Source organism: Streptomyces sp. NPDC051452, assembly GCF_044454765.1.
Classification (GTDB): Bacteria; Actinomycetota; Actinomycetes; order Streptomycetales; family Streptomycetaceae; genus Streptomyces.
On record NZ_JBITEB010000001.1, the window covers coordinates 147,714 to 163,489 of the forward strand.

Consider the following 15,776-nt stretch of genomic DNA (forward strand, 5'->3'; position numbering starts at 1 on the left):
ATGGCGAGGACGGCCCACACCGCCATCGCATCAGGCCGCCGGGCCGCACGCAACAAAGTGCCCGGCACCGGGCCCCGGGGGAGCCCGCTGGTCCGTCCGGCCCACCCGGCGCGCGCGGGGCCCGCCGGGCTGACGCAATGGGAATGTCCAGGCACCTACCGCGCCGGAGAGCCCCGTGACCGAGCCGCCCGATCCGCACGCGCCGGACCCGGACCGTGACGCCACGGCCCGTGGCGCGCAGACACCGCCGCCCGGGCGCGCCCCCCATCGCTCCGCCACACGCGTCGCGCGCGCCACCGCCTCGACCATCCTCCTGGTGCTGACCTGCGTCCTCGTCCCGCTGGCGCTGCTGGCCACCTGGGTGCACGACATCGTGCTCGACACCAACCGCTATGTGGCCACCGTCGCGCCGCTGGCCGGCGACCCAGCGGTCCGGGACGCGGCGGTCCATCGGATCACCGAGGCCGTGGGAGCCCATGTGGACGGGCAGCGGGCGGCCGGCGACATCGCCGCCTGGCTGAGCAAGGAGGGCCTGCCGCCGCGTGCCGCCGACGCGATCAGGGGGCTGGGACCCCAGCTCGACTCCGCGGCGAACCAGGCCGTGACCAAGGCCGCCACCCGGGTCGTCGACAGCGAAGCCTTCGCGACGGTGTGGCGCACCGCGAACCGCACCGCGCACAACGCCGTCGTGCACGCCCTGACCGGGCAGGGGCGCGGCGCGGTAGGCGTCAGCGACGGCACGGTCAGCCTGGACGTGGGCACCGCCGTCGACCGGGTCAAGAAGGAGCTGGTCGACGCGGGGCTGAAACCCGCCGCCGAGATTCCGCAGGTGAACCGGGAACTGGTGCTGTTCCACTCCGACGAACTCGCCGAGTTCCGCGACGCCGCGCGGCTGCTGGGCATCGTCGGCAACTGGCTGCCCGTGCTCGTCCTCGTGCTCGGCGTCGCCGGGGTCCTGCTGGCCCGCCGCCGGCGCCGGGCCCTGGCGCGCACCGCGCTGGGCGCCGCGTTCGCCTGCCTGGTCGTGGCCGTGGCCCTGATCGTGGCCCGCCACTACTACCTCGACCACCTCCCGCCGCAGGTGCAGTCCCGGGCCGCCGCCGCGGCCGTGTTCGACACCTTGCTGCGCTTTCTGCGGGTCAGCCTGCGTACGGCGATCGTCCTGGGCGTCGTCGTCGCGCTGGGCGCCTATCTCGTCGGGCCGGGCCGGCTGCCCGTGGCCGTCCGGGGGGCGTCCGACCGCACGGCGGACTCGGCGGCCCGCTGGGCGGCCGCGCACCAGATCGACACCGGCCGGGTCGGCGCCTGGACGCTGGCCTACCGCCGCGGCATCACCCTGGCCGTCCTGCTGATCATCGTGCTCGTGTTCGCCCTCTGGAACCATCCGACGGTCCTGACGGTCGTGCTGCTGGTCCTCGTGCTGCTCGGCGTCCTGGCCCTGCTCGCCCTGCTGGCGGCCGGTGGCCGCATCCGGCTCGACACCGGACGCGTCGCCCCGGGGCCGCCCCCGGGCGAGCGCTGAGACCGGGCCCCGCCCGGCGCGAGGGCCCGCCGGGACCCCAGTTACCGGACGAGGCCCCCCACGAGGCCCCCACGAGGCCCCCACGAGGCCCCCACGAGGACCTCCGCACGGAAAGGTCACGGCGATGCCTCCGACCGACCGCTCCCCGGCCCGGGAACGCCGTGCCGCGCGCCGTGCCGACGCCGACTACACGGGTGCCGTGTACGGGTCGATGCTCGCCGCGTCGGTGGTGATCGGCGCCGGCGGCCTGGGGGAGTTCCCCCGGCTGGAACTGGTGATCCTGCTGCTGCTCACCGGTCTCGTCTTCTGGGTGGGACACGTCCACGCCCAGCTGTTCGGCGCCCGCCTCGCACAACGTCCGCTGGACGGGGCCACCGTCCGGCGGGTCTGCCACGAGGAGTGGCCGATCGTCGAGGCGGCCGTCCCGCCGGCCCTCGCCGTCGCCGTGAGCCCGCTGCTCGGACTGGACGTGGCCGGCGCGGGCTGGCTGGCGGTCGCCGTGGCCGTCGCCGGTCAGGTGGGCTGGTCGGCGGCGGGCGCGCGGCAGTCGGGGGCGTCCTGGCCGCTGGTGGCGGGCAGCGCGGCGATCAACCTGCTGCTCGGCCTGGTGATCATCTCGTTCAAGATCGCCGTGACGCACTGACCACCGCGCACCCGGCCGGCGTGTCCTCCCGGCGCCGGCCGGCCTGCTCGGCGGCTCGCTCGGGCCTACTCGGCCCGCACGGAGCCCGGTACGCGGTCCTCCCCGCCACGCTGCTGCGGTATCACCGCGCCCTGCTGGAGCGCCACCGTCCGGGTGGGGGCCGGGATGCGGATGCCCTCCTCGCGGTAGCGGCGGTGCAGGCGCTTGATGAACTCGTGCTTGATCCGGTACTGGTCGCTGAACTCGCCGACACCGAGGATCACCGTGAAGCCGATGCGGGAGTCGCCGAAGGTGTGGAAGCGCACGGCGGCCTCGTGGTCCGGTACGGCGCCCGCGACGTCCCGCATGACCTCCGTGACGACCTCCGCCGTCACCCGCTCGACGTGCTCGAGATCGGAGTCGTAGCCCACGCCCACCTGCACCGGTACGGTCAGCTGCTGCTCGGGCCGGGTGTAGTTGGTCATGTTGGCCTTGGCGAGCTGGCCGTTGGGGATGACCACCAGGTTGTTGGAGAGCTGACGGACCGTCGTCTGACGCCAGTTGATGTCGACCACGTAGCCGTCCTCGCCGCTGCTCAGCCGGATGTAGTCGCCCGGCTGGACGGTCTTGGAGGCGAGGATGTGGATGCCGGCGAACAGGTTGGCGAGCGTGTCCTGCAACGCGAGGGCCACGGCCAGACCGCCCACTCCCAGGGCGGTCAGCAGCGGGGCTATCGAGATGCCGAGCGTCTGGAGCACGATCAGGAAGCCGATCGCCAACACCAGGACCCGCGTGATGTTCACGAAGATGGTCGCCGAGCCCGCCACGCCCGAGCGGGACTGGGTGACGCTGCGGACCAGACCGGCGACGACGCGGGCCGCGGACAGCGTCACCACGAAGATCAGCCAGACCTGAAGGAGTTGATCCGTCCGGTGCTGGACGGCCCTGGTCAGTGGCAGTACGGCGGCGGCCGCGGCCGCTCCGCCCGCGATCGCCGCCCAGGGGACGACCGAGCGCAGCGCGTCCACGATGACGTCGTCACCGCTCCAGCGGGTCCGCTTGGCGTGCTTGGCCAGCCAGCGCAGCAGCGTGCGGGACATGAAGGCGAGCAACAGGCCCGCGCCCAGGGCGATTCCGGCGAGGACGAGGTCGTCCAGGGTCAGCGCGCGGTTCACCGGTCACCTCCGGAACCCGAAGCGGCTGCGCGGAGCCTGGTGTGAAGTCTCGTCACGTTGTCACCTGCTCGATCTGCGGGATGTGCGATCGCGCGGGGCCGGCTGTCCACCGGCGATCCGCGCGCTCGCTCATCCTGCCGTATCCGGCGCACCGGTTCGCACCCGGACCACCGCCCCCGGCAGGGCGATCAGACGATGCCCTCGGCGAGTTCGGCCTGGTCACGGTCGCTGCCGTAGGCGGCGGTGGTGGGCGTGCCGTACGTCCGGCGCGCGACGTACCACCAGACGCTGGCGAGGATCAGGACCACGGCGAGCGCGATGGAGGCGTAGTTCATCGTGTCGGCCGTGACCGGCGACGCCTGCGGCAGGCAGAACAGCACGGTCACACAGGCCACCCACACGACCGCGACCCAGCCGACGGGCTTGCTCCAGCGGCCCAGGTGCCAGGGGCCTGGCCGGAACCGGTCGCCGGCGCGCAGCCGCAGCAGGACCGGGATGGCGTAGGCGGGGGTGATGCCGATGACGTTGATGGCGGTCACCGCGTTGTAGGCCGTCGCCGAGTACAGGGACGGCAGGGCGAGCAGACCGGCCACGACGACCGCGAGCCAGACTGCGGCCACCGGGGTCTGGGTGCGGTCGCTCACCTTGCGCCACAGATGCGAACCGGGCAGCGCGCCGTCCCGGCTGAACGCGAACACCATCCGGCTGGCCGCGGCGACCTCGGCGTTGCCGCAGAACAGCTGGGCGATGATCACCACCACGAGCAGCGCGCTGGCACCGTCGGTGCCGAGTCCGTCCAGCAGGATCTGCGCGGGCGGCACCCCGGTGTCGGTGGTGCGCGTCGCGTCGTAGTCCTGGATGGCGAAGGTCAGGCCGGCCAGGAGCACGAAACCAGCGAGCCAGGAGACCCAGATGGCCCGGACGATGCCGCGCGCGGCGGACACCGAGGCCTGCGAGGTCTCCTCCGAGAGGTGGGCGGAGGCGTCGTAGCCGGAGAAGGTGTACTGGGCGAGGAGCAAGCCGATCGCCGCCACGTACAACGGGTTGGACCAGCCGGTCTCGTTGGCGAACTTCGTGAAGACGAAGGACGCCGACTGGTGGTGGTCGGGGACGATCGCGAGGGCGCCGACGATCAGCGCGACGCCCGCCAGGTGCCACCACACGCTGACCGAGTTGAGCACGCTGACCAGCCGGACGCCGAACAGGTTCAGCGTCGCGTGCAGCAGCAGGATGACGCAGAAGATCAGCATGGTCTTGCCGGGCGTCGGCTCGAAACCCCACCGCAGGTTGGCGAAGGCGCCGACGAACAGGGCGGCGCCGTAGTCGATGCCGGCGATCGCGCCGAGCAGACCGAGCAGGTTCAGCCAGCCGGTGTACCAGCCCCAGCGACGGCCGCCGAGCCGGTCGGCCATGTAGTACAGCGCGCCGGACGTCGGGTAGGCGCTGGTGACCTCGGCGAGCGCGAGGCCGACGCACAGCACGAACAGGCCGACGCCCGCCCAGCCCCACAACATCACCGCGGGCCCACCGGTGTTCAGGCCGAAGCCGTACAGGGTCATGCAGCCGGACAGGATCGAGATCACCGAGAAGCTGATCGCGAAGTTGCCGAAGCCGCCCATGCGTCGGGCCAGCACCGGCCGGTAGCCGAGCTCGCGCAGGCGCTGTTCCTCGTCCTGCGGCGGCACGCCCGCGGCGGGCGTCGGATCGGGGGTGCGGGACATGCTCAGACCTCCGGGGAATCGGGGGGAACGCGGCACCGGGGGATGCGCGTCAGGGGGGGCGGATCGGACGAGCGTTCACAGATGGCGGCGCGTTCCGCTCAGTGATGTGCGGCGGAACCGTCCGCTGCGGCCCGGCAGCGGTCCCGGGCCTGGGCGAAGAGGTCGGCGGCCCGGTCGCGGTCGGGGGAGCGGTACATCCAGGGTGGCGGCGTGAAGTACGGGCCGATCGCCTCGAACACCCGGGCCGCGTCCCGGAATCGCAGACAGCCCCACAGGGCGTGCGCCAGGTGGTTGAGGTCCAGCAGCGAGCGTTCGGCGCGGTGGGTGTGCTCGAACCAGGAGTCCAGGGCGCGCCCCGCCTCCCGCGCCGCGTCCTCCGCCACCCAGTGCAGGTCGAGCGCCGCGTCGTGTCCGCTGTCCCGGCGGTAGCGCTCGACGCGTACGTACAGCGGGAGTACGTGCAGCGCGGAACCGGGCGGGGCCTGCCCGGCGGCCCACTGGGCATAGCCGGCGGCCTCCGCGAGCCGGCCCCCGCCACCACGCGCGTACAGGAACTGCAGCATGCGGTGGTGGGCCTCCCGGTTGAACGGGTCGCGCTTGCCGGCCTCGGCCAGCAGCCCCCACGGGGCCGGCGGCAGCATCGGCTCCGGTGCGGCGGCCCGGTGCTCCTCCCAGCGCTGTTGCGGATCCAGTTGGGCCAGCGCCAGCAGGCACACCCAGGGGACGGGGTCCCGCGGGGCGAGCCGGGTCGCGCTCTGGGCGGCGTCCCAGGCCTCGATCCACAACTCGTGCGTACGGCGGTGCCGTTCGCGCCGGGCACGCAGTGCGCGCTCCACCCCGACCCGGGCGTGCAGCACGGCCGCGTGGACACTGCCCGGCTCCTCCGCGAGCCAGGCCCGCACCACGTCGGTGCCGGCGGCGGCTGCCGCGAGGACCTGGGTGCGCTGGGTCCACTGCGACCACTGGGTGGTGTCCGCGAGGAGGGCCCGCATGGCCATCCAGCGCCCGGTGCGCAGGTCTTGGAGCGCGCTGCGCAGGGCGTGGTCGGGGCCGGCGGGGTCGTAGGAGGGGCGGACTCCTTCTCTGGCCATCAGCCGTCGGCCCCCCGCCACCGGCGCGTCGGTGAGGTGACGCGGTGACGTAACAACAGCCCTCCCCGGGGCGGTGATCGAAGTGTCGCGAGCGGTCGGCGGTCACTATAGAGGCCGAGGTTGCGCCCTTTCCATTGTTGCCAACTCAACTTTTAACTTCCTGGAGTTGACTTCCGGCCCAACGACTCTTGACGAGCCGCACGCGTCGACGGCACGCTGACGCGGTGATCTTCGGGAGCGGGCGCGGGAGGATGCCATGACGGGGCCGGTCCTCGCCGTCGACCAGGGCACGTCCGGCACCAAGGCCCTCGTGGTCTGCCCCGAGCGCGGCGTCCTCGGCACCGGCTTCGCCGAGGTGCGTCCCCGCCATCTGCCCGGCGGCCTGGTCGAGGTGGACCCCGACCAGCTGTACGACTCGCTGGTCGACGCCGGCCGGCGCGCCCTCGCCGAGGCCGGCGAGGACGTCGTGGCACTGGGTCTGGCCAACCAGGGCGAGACCGTGCTGGCCTGGGACCCGGCCACCTCACGCCCCCTGACCGACGCCCTGGTGTGGCAGGACCGGCGGGCCGAGACCGTGTGCCACGAACTCAGGCCGCACGCCGAGGAGTTGCGTCGGCTGACCGGTCTGCCCCTGGACCCCTACTTCGCCGCGCCCAAAATGGCCTGGATCCGCCGCCACCGCACCCGCGAGGGCGTCGTCACCACCTCCGACGCCTGGCTGATCCACCGCCTCACCGGCGGCGCGTACGTCACCGACGCCGCCACCGCGGGCCGCACCCAGCTGCTGGACCTGGAGCGCGCCGAGTGGTCCCCACGCGCCCTCGACCTCTACGGCCTGGCCGACGAGCGCCTGCCCGAGGTGACCGACGTGGCCGGACCGGTCGGCACGACCGGGGTGTTCGGCCGGGAGATCCCCCTGACCGGACTCATCGTCGACCAGCAGGCCGCCCTGCTCGCCCAGCGCGTCACCGCCCCCGGCACCGCCAAGTGCTCCTACGGAACCGGGGCGTTCCTGCTCGCGCACACCGGAGACCGGCCCCGGCTCGGCACCTCCGGCCTGGTCGGCTGCGTGGCCTGGCGGCTCGCCGGCGCCACCAGCTACTGCCTGGACGGACAGGTGTACACGGCCGCGTCCGCCGTCCGCTGGCTCACCGACCTCGGCGTCATCGCCGGGGCCGCCGACCTCGACCCCGTCGGCGGCACGGTCCTCGACAGCGGCGGCGTCACCTTCGTCCCCGCCCTCGCCGGTCTCGCCGCCCCCTGGTGGCGCGGCGACCTGCGCGGCTCCCTCACCGGTCTCGGCCTCGACACCCGCCCCGGGCACGTGGTGCGCGCCCTGTGCGAGGGCATCGCCGCCCAGGTCGCCGAGCTCGCCGAGGCCGCCGCCACCGACCTCGGTGCCCCGCTGGACCTGCTCCGCGTCGACGGCGGACTGACGCGCTCGGCCCTGCTCATGCAGACCCAGGCCGACCTCCTGCAACGCCCCGTCGAGGTCTGCGCGCTGCCCGACGCCACCGCGCTCGGCGCCGCCGCGCTCGCCCGCCTCGGCGCGGACCCCGCGCTGGGCGTCGAGGACGCCCTGCCCGACCCGGAACCGGCCGCCGTGTACGAACCCCGCATCCCGGCCGCCGAGGCCGCCGAACGCCGGGCCGGCTTCCGCACCGCCGTCGCCGCCCTGCTCGACGCATGACCGTCACCACCGAGGGGCCGCTGCCCCGGCGGACGTACGACGTGACGGTCGTCGGCGCCGGCGTCGTCGGCTGCGCCGTCGCCCGCGAACTCGCCCGCCGGCCCCGCCTGCGGGTCGCCCTGGTGGAGGCCCACGACGACGTCGGACAGGGCACCTCCAAGGCCAACACCGCCATCCTGCACACCGGTTTCGACGCCACCCCCGCCACCCTGGAGGCCCGGCTGGTGCGCGAGGGCCACCGGCGACTGACCGCCTTCGCCGACGAGTCCGGCATCCCCGTCGAACGCGTCGGCGCCCTGCTCGTCGCCTGGGACGAGGAGCAACTGGCCGCCCTGCCCCGGCTGGCCGAGAAGGCCCGGCGCAACGCGTACCTCGACGCCCGCCGGCTGAGCGCCGGTGAACTGTACGCCCGCGAACCCCGCCTGGGCCCCGGCGCGCTCGGCGCCCTGCACGTCCCCGGGGAGAGCGTCGTCTGCCCCTGGACGACCACCCTGGCCTACGCCACCCAGGCCGTCCGCGCCGGAGTCGACCTGCACCTGGCCACCGCTGTCGAGGAGGTGTCCCGGGACGGCGACGACCACCTCCTGACCACCAGCCGCGGCACCCTGCGCACGCGCTACCTGGTCAACGCGGCCGGACTGCACGCGGACACCCTCGACCGCCGGCTCGGCCACCGGGACTTCACCGTCACCCCGCGCCGCGGCCAGCTCCTGGTCTACGACAAGCTCGCCCGCCCCCTCGTCCGGCACATCCTGCTGCCCGTCCCGACCGCACTCGGCAAGGGCGTCCTCATCGCGCCCACCGTCCACGGCAACGTCCTGCTGGGGCCCACCGCCGAGGACCTCGACGACAAGCGGGCCACCCACTCCACCGCCGCAGGGCTCGCCATGCTGCGGGACCAGGGCCGGCGCATCCTGCCCGCCCTGCTCGACGAGGAGATCACCGCCGTGTACGCCGGACTGCGCGCGGCCACCGGACAGGACGACTACCGCATCACCGCTCACCCCGGACAGGCGTACGTCACCGTCGGCGGCATCCGCTCCACCGGACTGACCGCGTCCCTGGCCATCGCCGCCCACGTGGCCGGCCTGCTGGCCGACAGCGGTCTCGACCTCGGCCCGGTACGCGAACCGGAGCCCGTCGCCCTGCCGAACCTCGGCGCGGACTGCCCCCGCCCCCACCAGCGGCCCGAACTCGTCGCCACCGACCCGGAGTACGCCGTCCTCGTCTGCCACTGCGAGCGCGTCTCCCGGGGCGAGATCCGCGACGCCCTGGCCGGCACGATCCCGGCCCGCACCCGGGAGGGCCTGCGCCGCCGCACCCGGGCCGGAGCCGGCCGCTGCCAGGGGTTCTACTGCGGGGCGGCGGTCCGCGATCTGCTCGAACACGGACCCGGGGGAGGGAGCCGGCCATGACGAGCGGAACGGAACAGCCGGCCGTGACGCCCCCGCGCCTCGTCGACGCCCTCGTGGTCGGCGCGGGCCCCGCCGGTCTCGCCGCCGCCGCCCGGCTGGCCGGCGCCGGTGCCGGGCACGTGGAGGTGCTGGAACGCGAGACGGAGCCCGGCGGAGCACCCCGGTACTGCGCGCACGGCGGCTTCGGCACGTGGACGCGTCCACTGTCCGGAGGGGCCTACGCACGGCTGATGGCCGAGGCGGCCGACCGGGCGGGCGCGGTGGTCCGCACCGGGGTGACGGTACTCGACTGGCCGGCGGGCACCACCGACGAGCGGTGCCCGGTGCTCGAGACCACCGGCCCCCAGGGGCCCGAGACCATCGCCGCACGCGCCGTGATCCTCGCCACCGGCGCCCGGGAGCGCCCCCGCACCGCCCGCCTGGTGCCCGGCACCCGACCCGCCGGCGTCTACACCACCGGCGAACTCCAGCGGGCCGTATACCGGTTCGGGCAGCACATCGGCACCCGCGCGCTCGTCGTCGGCGCCGAGGACGTGTCGTACAGGGCGGCCGACACCGTCCGCGCGGCCGGTGCCGAGGTCGTCGCCCTGGTCACCGGGGATCCGCGCGCCCGGACGAGCCGCACCCGTGCCCACGCGGCCCGGCTGCGCCACCGTACGCCGCTGCTCACGGACACCACGGTCACCGAGCTGCTCGGCCACGGACGCCTGTCCGGGGTCCGGGTCCGCCGCCGCGACGGCCGTACGGCGGTACTGCCCTGCGACACGGTCGTCTTCACCGGCGAGTTCGTCCCCGAGAACGAACTCGCCCGCCGGGGCGGCCTCGTCCTGGACGCGGGCCCGCACACCTCACGACCCGGCGTCTTCGCCACCGGCGCGGTCCGCGCTCCCGGCCGCCCGGCCGGGGAGGCGACCCGGGACGGGGCCCGGACGGGCGCGGCGGCACTGGACTGGCTGACGGGAGGGCCGTGGCCCGCCCCGCGCGCCCCCTGACCGAAGGCACCGCCCGCTCCGCCTCGTCGCGCCGGGGCCCCACCCCCGCCTGCCGTCGCCGGACCGCTCAGGGTTGCGTGAACGATCCGTGCCGGCCGGCTCCCGCGGCGAAGCGGGCAGCGCCCTCCCGGCTCTCGGCCAGTACGGCAAGGCCATGGGCGAGTTCGGCGCGCATCGCCGTCTCCTCGTCCTGTCCCTCCTGGTCGAGCGCCGACGCCCGGTCGCCGCGCAGACAGGCCTGGGGGAAGCGGGCGATGCCCGCCGCGAGCGCCTCGGCCTCGGCGCGGGCCCGCCCGGTGGGCACCAGGCGGTCGGCCAGGCCCATGGCGTGGGCCTCGCGGGCCGGTACCGGGCGGCCGGTCAGGATCATGTCCATGGCCCGGCCGGCGCCGATCAGCCGGGGCAGCCGTACCGTTCCGCCGTCGATCAGGGGCACTCCCCAGCGGCGGCAGAACACCCCGAACACGGCGTCCTCCTCCGCCACCCGCAGATCGCACCACAGAGCGAGTTCGAGGCCACCCGCCACCGCGTGCCCGGCCACCGCGGCGATCACCGGCTTCGACAGCCGCATCCGGGTCGGCCCCATGGGACCGTCACCGTCCGGCGCCACCCGGTTGCCGCGCTCGGTGCCGATCGCCTTCAGGTCCGCTCCCGCGCAGAACGTGCCGCCCTCGCCCCACAGCACCGCCACCCGCGCACTGTCGTCCTCCTCGAACGCCCTGAAGGCGGCGGCGAGTTGGGCGGCCATCGGGCCGTCGACCGCGTTGCGCGCCTCGGGCCGGGCGAGGACCACCGTGGTGACGTGCCCCTCGCGCTCCACACGGACCGACACGACGAAACCCCCTGCCGACTGAACTCTCGTTGCGAAGGGCCCACTCTGCCTCAGACGACCTTCAGCCGCACCAGCGCCCCCAGCGTCAGCGCCCCCGGCACCAGCGGCACCCACACGGTGATGATCCGGTAGGCCAGCACCACCGCCGTGGCCCCCGCGCCCGGACCGCCCACCGCGACCAGCGCCACGATCAGCGCCGCCTCGACCGAACCCAGCCCGCCCGGGGTCGGCACCACGGCGACCGCGGCCGTCGCCGCGAGATACGCCAGCGCCATGTGCGCGGCCGGCACCGGAAGCCGCAGCGCCTGACCGACGGCGGTGAGAGCGGCCGCCTGCAGCGCCGGGAAGGCCAGCGAGCCGCCCCACAGGGCCAGCGCGCGGGCGGGCCGGCGGTGCACCGAACGCGCCTCGCCCAGGGCGTCCCGCGCGAACGCCAGCACCCGCGCGCGCAGCCGTGTCACGAGGGCGAGGACGGCCGCCGCGACGGCGAACAGTGCGGCCGCGCCCAGCAGCACCGGCAACGCCGAGCCGGCCGGCGCCAGGGAGCCGAGCCGCAGCGCGTCCGGGAAGGCGATCAGCAGCGCGGCCAGCAGACCGAGCCGGCCCACGCACTCGGCCACCAGATACAGGGCGAGCGCCGCCGAGGAACGGGCGAGCGACACCCCGCACACCGCCATGAAGCGCAGGTTCACCGCGCCCGCCCCCAGCCCGCCGGGCAGCAGATGATTGGCCGCGCCCGCCGCGAACTGCGTGGCCAGAAGCCGACCCCTGGGCAGCGGCTGCACCACCGCGCCCTGCCGGGTGAACGCGGCGGCCACCCAGGTCAGACAGGTCGCGGCGACCGCGGCGAGCAGCCATGGCCAGGAGGCGGTGCGCAACTGGCCAAGGCCCTCGGCGAGCACCGAGCGGTGCCGTACGGCGGCCACGGCGACGAGCGCGAACGGGACCAGGCACACCACCCGGCGGACCGGGACGCGGCGGGGGAGTCGTCCCCCGGGGAGCGGAGGAAGGGGTACGGCGGTCACATCACCACAGGTTCTCCGCGCCGGCCCAACAGCGGATGGCCCGATCGCGGACGGCGACTTACGGGCTGTGGACATCGGGGACATCAAGGTCATCGGGGCCTTCGGTCGGGGGGACTCCGGAGGGGGTGAAATGCCGCGGACATTGACCTCAACGAACCTTGAGGTTCTACGTTCTCTTCCATGAGCATGGAGACCACCGCATGGACGCAGCTGCACAGCGTGATGACCGCGCAGACGGAGCGCCGTCCCCTCGCCCTCGCCACCCTGCGCCGCATCGCCGCCTTCGCCCGCCCGCACCGCGCCGGCATCGTCCGCTTCATCCTGCTGGGGGTGGTGACGGCGCTGCTCGCCGTGGCCACCCCGGTACTCGCCGGCCGCGTCGTCGACGCGATCGTGGCGGGGCACGACTCCGCGGCGGTGGTCCGGCTGTCCCTGCTCATCGCGCTCGTCGCGATCGTGGAGGCGGGGCTCGGCATCCTCGGCAGGCGCCTGTCGGCGACGCTCGGGGAGGGGCTCATCCTCGATCTCAGGACGACTGTGTTCGATCATGTGCAGCGCATGCCCGTGGCGTTCTTCACACGTACGCGTACGGGGGCGCTCGTCAGTCGTCTCAACAACGACGTGATCGGCGCCCAGCGGGCCTTCGCGGGCACCCTTTCCGGTGTGGTCAGCAACCTGGTCACATTGGTGCTCACCCTCGCGGTGATGCTCACCCTGTCCTGGCAGATCACCCTGCTCGCACTCGTCCTGCTGCCGGTGTTCGTGCTGCCCGCCCGCCGCATGGGCGGCCGGATGGCCCGGATGCAGCGCGAGGCGGCGGCCCTGAACGCGGCGATGGGCACCCGCATGACCGAGCGTTTCTCCGCCCCCGGCGCCACCCTGGTCAAGCTGTTCGGGCGTCCGGAGGAGGAGTCGGCGGAGTTCGCCGCGCGTGCCGCCCGCGTCCGCGACATCGGGGTGCGCACGGCCACGGCCCAGTCGGTGTTCATCACCTCCCTCACCCTGGTCTCCGCCCTCGCGCTGGCCCTCGTCTACGGCCTCGGCGGCTGGTTCGCGCTGCACGGCACCCTGGAGGCGGGCGCGGTCGTCTCCCTCGCCCTGCTGCTGACCCGGATGTACGCCCCGTTGACCGCGCTGGCCGGCGCCCGGGTCGAGGTGATGAGCGCCCTCGTCAGCTTCGAGAGGGTCTTCGAGGTGCTGGACCTGAAGCCGCTCATCGAGGAGAAGCCGGACGCCCGTGAGGTGCCCGACGGCCCGGTCGCCGTCGAGTTCGACGACGTCCGCTTCTCCTACCCGGCCGCCGACCAGGTCTCCCTCGCCTCCCTGGAGGAGGTCGCCGCCCTGGACACCCGGGGCGGAGCCGAGGTCCTGCACGGCATCTCCTTCAGCGCCGAACCTGGCCGGACCATCGCCCTGGTCGGTTCCTCCGGCGCCGGCAAGTCGACCATCGCGCAGCTCCTGCCCCGGCTCTACGACGTCGACGCGGGGGCCGTCCGCATCGGCGGGGTGGACGTGCGCGACCTGACCGCCTCGTCCCTGCGGGCCACCCTCGGCATGGTCACCCAGGACGGCCACCTCTTCCACGACACCGTGCGCGCCAACCTGCTGCTGGCCCGCCCGGGCGCCGGCGACGAGGAGCTGTGGGACGCCCTTGACCGGGCCAGGCTCGCCGACGTCGTACGGTCCCTGCCCGACGGCCTGGACACGGTGGTCGGCGAGCGGGGCTACCGGCTCTCGGGCGGCGAACGCCAGCGCATGACCATCGCCCGGCTGCTGCTGGCCCGCCAGCGCGTGGTCATCCTCGACGAGGCCACCGCCCACCTGGACAACACCTCCGAGGCCGCCGTCCAGGAGGCGCTCACCGAAGCGCTGGAGGGCCGCACCGCCGTGGTGATCGCCCACCGGCTGTCCACCGTGCGGGCCGCCGACGAGATCCTCGTCGTGGAGTCCGGCCGGGTCGTGGAACGGGGCACGCACGAGGAGCTGCTCGCCGCGGACGGGCGCTACGCCGAGCTGCACCGGACCCAGTTCGCCCGCCGGGAGGACGAGGTGCCGGCGGGAGGGGACGCGCGGATCTGAGACCGGCCGGTCGGCCCCGGGCGCGGGCGCGGGGCCGGCCGGCGGCCCGGGAACCGGCGATCCGCCACCGCTCGGGGGCGTCCAGGTCCGTGACCGCTGTCCAACCTCTTGACTAGCGTGGTCCGGACCTTTAACTTCACGCCTTAAACAAAGACACCGGACGCGCCCAACGCCATGCGTGCCCCTGGCTGTTGGGCGTGTCCGGACCCCCCACCCGAAAGGCCGCCCCCGCATGGCCAGAACCCTGCCCGCCGCCGTCTCGCTCGCGGTGCTCTCCCTCACCACCGGCCTGCTCACCGCCGCCCCCGCCCAGGCCGCCACCGGCACGATCACCGGCTTGGCCGGCAAGTGCCTCGACGTCGCCGCGGCCGGCACCGCCGACGGCACCGCCGTCCAGCTCTACGACTGCAACGGCACCGGCGCCCAGCAGTGGACGGTGGGCAGCGACGGCACCATCCGCGCCCTCGGCAAGTGCCTGGACGTGACCGGGAATTCGACCGCCGACGGCGCCAAGGCGCAGCTGTGGACCTGTACCGGCGGTGCCAACCAGCAGTGGACCGTCACGGCCGCCCACGACATCGTCAACCCGCAGGCGAACAAGTGCCTGGACGTCACCGACAACAACTCCGCCAACGGCACCCGGATACAGATCTGGAGCTGCGGCGGCGGCGCCAACCAGAAGTGGACCGCGCCCGCCTCCGGCGGCACCACGCCACCGGCCGGCTCGATGGCCGTCGCGCCGTACCTGTACAACGGCTGGGGCAGCCCGCCGAACCCGAGCACCATCACCCAGGCGACCGGCGTGAAGTGGTTCACCCTCGCCTTCGTGCTCAGCAACGGCTACTGCAACCCGCAGTGGGACGGCAGCCGCGCCCTGACCGGCGGCGTCGACCAGCAGACCGTCAACACCGTCCGGGCGAACGGCGGGGACGTCATCCCGTCCTTCGGCGGCTACAGCGGCAACAAGCTGGAGAGCTCCTGCTCCAGCGCGGGCGAACTCGCCGGTGCCTACCAGAAGGTGATCAACGCCTACGGCCTGAAAGCCATCGACATCGACATCGAGGCCGACGCCTACGGCAACCCGACCGTGCAGCAGCGCACGGTGGACGCGCTCAAGACGGTCAAGGCCAACAACCCCGGCCTGAAGGTGTACATCACCATCGGCACCGGGCAGAGCGGCCCCGACACCAGCCTCATCAACCGGGCCGCCTCCTCCGGGCTGACCGTGGACGCCTGGGCCATCATGCCCTTCGACTTCGGCGGCGCCGGACAGAACATGGGCAACCTCACCACACAGGCGGCCGAGGGCCTGAAGAACGCCCTCAAGAACGCGTACCACTACAGCGACGACCAGGCCTACCGGGACATGGGCATCTCGTCGATGAACGGCATCACCGACAACAACGAGACCGTCACGGTGAACGACTTCCGCACCATCCTCGCCTACGCCCAGCAGCACCACCTGGCCCGGCTCACCTTCTGGTCCGCCAACCGCGACCGGCCCTGCACCGGCGGCCCCGCCGACAGCTGCTCCGGCGTCAGCCAGTCCGCCTGGGACTACACCCGCGTCTTCGCCGCCTACACCGGCTGACCCTCGCCCACCGGGAGAACC

General features: G+C 74.1%; 12 protein-coding genes. 7 read left to right on the forward strand and 5 right to left on the reverse strand.

Annotation, left to right across the window (positions count from 1 at the left end; all coding sequences use genetic code 11):
• Positions 1 to 175: 175 nt before the first annotated feature.
• Together ACIBA9_RS00655 and ACIBA9_RS00660 are read left to right on the forward strand one after the other, a co-directional pair.
• The gene (locus tag ACIBA9_RS00655) at positions 176 to 1,522 is read left to right on the forward strand and encodes a hypothetical protein (RefSeq protein ID WP_399359184.1); all 1,347 of its coding nucleotides are present in this window, start codon (positions 176 to 178) and stop codon (positions 1,520 to 1,522) included.
• Positions 1,523 to 1,646: 124 nt separating this feature from the next.
• Entirely contained in the window at positions 1,647 to 2,165 is a 519-nt protein-coding gene (locus ACIBA9_RS00660; RefSeq protein WP_393898763.1) for a hypothetical protein, read from the forward strand.
• 65 nt (positions 2,166 to 2,230) lie between these two features.
• Here ACIBA9_RS00660 and ACIBA9_RS00665 read toward each other — a convergent pair whose 3' ends face one another.
• The 3 genes from ACIBA9_RS00665 to ACIBA9_RS00675 all read right to left on the reverse strand — a co-directional run bounded on the left by ACIBA9_RS00665 (position 2,231) and on the right by ACIBA9_RS00675 (position 6,131).
• A complete protein-coding gene (locus tag ACIBA9_RS00665) occupies positions 2,231 to 3,319 on the reverse strand; it encodes a mechanosensitive ion channel family protein (protein WP_399359185.1) in 1,089 nt (362 codons plus the stop codon).
• Between the two features lie 188 nt (positions 3,320 to 3,507).
• Positions 3,508 to 5,040 carry an amino acid permease gene (locus ACIBA9_RS00670; protein WP_399359186.1) on the reverse strand — a complete coding sequence of 511 codons (1,533 nt, stop codon included), beginning with the start codon at positions 5,038 to 5,040 and terminating at the stop codon, positions 3,508 to 3,510.
• A 98-nt stretch (positions 5,041 to 5,138) separates the two neighbouring features.
• Positions 5,139 to 6,131, reverse strand: coding sequence for a hypothetical protein (locus tag ACIBA9_RS00675; protein ID WP_399359187.1), 993 nt, complete (start codon positions 6,129 to 6,131; stop codon positions 5,139 to 5,141).
• Positions 6,132 to 6,387: 256 nt separating this feature from the next.
• Between ACIBA9_RS00675 and ACIBA9_RS00680 the strand changes: the two genes are divergently transcribed.
• Genes ACIBA9_RS00680 through ACIBA9_RS00690 form a run of 3 tightly spaced genes read left to right on the forward strand, consistent with a single transcriptional unit; the run spans position 6,388 to position 10,228 of the window.
• Positions 6,388 to 7,821: an FGGY family carbohydrate kinase gene (locus tag ACIBA9_RS00680; protein WP_399359188.1), complete on the forward strand. Its 1,434-nt coding sequence runs from the start codon at positions 6,388 to 6,390 to the stop codon at positions 7,819 to 7,821.
• The gene (locus ACIBA9_RS00685) at positions 7,818 to 9,236 is read left to right on the forward strand and encodes an FAD-dependent oxidoreductase (protein WP_399359189.1); all 1,419 of its coding nucleotides are present in this window, start codon (positions 7,818 to 7,820) and stop codon (positions 9,234 to 9,236) included. Before ACIBA9_RS00680 ends, ACIBA9_RS00685 begins: the two co-directional genes overlap by 4 nt.
• The gene (locus ACIBA9_RS00690) at positions 9,233 to 10,228 is read left to right on the forward strand and encodes an NAD(P)/FAD-dependent oxidoreductase (RefSeq protein WP_399359190.1); all 996 of its coding nucleotides are present in this window, start codon (positions 9,233 to 9,235) and stop codon (positions 10,226 to 10,228) included. Before ACIBA9_RS00685 ends, ACIBA9_RS00690 begins: the two co-directional genes overlap by 4 nt.
• 67 nt (positions 10,229 to 10,295) lie before the next feature.
• On the opposite strand, the gene ACIBA9_RS00695 is transcribed toward ACIBA9_RS00690, so the two are convergent.
• Both ACIBA9_RS00695 and ACIBA9_RS00700 read right to left on the reverse strand, forming a co-directional pair.
• Positions 10,296 to 11,060 carry a crotonase/enoyl-CoA hydratase family protein gene (locus ACIBA9_RS00695; protein ID WP_399359191.1) on the reverse strand — a complete coding sequence of 255 codons (765 nt, stop codon included), beginning with the start codon at positions 11,058 to 11,060 and terminating at the stop codon, positions 10,296 to 10,298.
• A 50-nt stretch (positions 11,061 to 11,110) separates the two neighbouring features.
• Positions 11,111 to 12,085: a YbhN family protein gene (locus ACIBA9_RS00700; RefSeq protein WP_399359192.1), complete on the reverse strand. Its 975-nt coding sequence runs from the start codon at positions 12,083 to 12,085 to the stop codon at positions 11,111 to 11,113.
• Between the two features lie 186 nt (positions 12,086 to 12,271).
• Between ACIBA9_RS00700 and ACIBA9_RS00705 the strand changes: the two genes are divergently transcribed.
• Positions 12,272 to 14,164 carry an ABC transporter ATP-binding protein gene (locus ACIBA9_RS00705; protein WP_399359979.1) on the forward strand — a complete coding sequence of 631 codons (1,893 nt, stop codon included), beginning with the start codon at positions 12,272 to 12,274 and terminating at the stop codon, positions 14,162 to 14,164.
• A gap of 232 nt (positions 14,165 to 14,396) precedes the next feature.
• Complete coding sequence (locus ACIBA9_RS00710) at positions 14,397 to 15,755, forward strand: lectin (RefSeq protein WP_399359193.1); 1,359 nt, start codon at positions 14,397 to 14,399, stop codon at positions 15,753 to 15,755.
• Positions 15,756 to 15,776 lie beyond the last annotated feature (21 nt).

Excerpts from the sequence above, each read along its gene's own strand:
- ACIBA9_RS00705 (WP_399359979.1), top strand. The coding sequence starts at position 12,272 with ATGGAGACCACCGCATGGACGCAGCTGCACAGCGTGATGACCGCGCAG.
- ACIBA9_RS00690 (WP_399359190.1), top strand. The coding sequence starts at position 9,233 with ATGACGAGCGGAACGGAACAGCCGGCCGTGACGCCCCCGCGCCTCGTC.
- ACIBA9_RS00675 (WP_399359187.1), bottom strand. The coding sequence starts at position 6,131 with ATGGCCAGAGAAGGAGTCCGCCCCTCCTACGACCCCGCCGGCCCCGAC.
- ACIBA9_RS00660 (WP_393898763.1), top strand. The coding sequence starts at position 1,647 with ATGCCTCCGACCGACCGCTCCCCGGCCCGGGAACGCCGTGCCGCGCGC.
- ACIBA9_RS00680 (WP_399359188.1), top strand. The coding sequence starts at position 6,388 with ATGACGGGGCCGGTCCTCGCCGTCGACCAGGGCACGTCCGGCACCAAG.
- ACIBA9_RS00685 (WP_399359189.1), top strand. The coding sequence starts at position 7,818 with ATGACCGTCACCACCGAGGGGCCGCTGCCCCGGCGGACGTACGACGTG.
- ACIBA9_RS00710 (WP_399359193.1), top strand. The coding sequence starts at position 14,397 with ATGGCCAGAACCCTGCCCGCCGCCGTCTCGCTCGCGGTGCTCTCCCTC.
- ACIBA9_RS00670 (WP_399359186.1), bottom strand. The coding sequence starts at position 5,040 with ATGTCCCGCACCCCCGATCCGACGCCCGCCGCGGGCGTGCCGCCGCAG.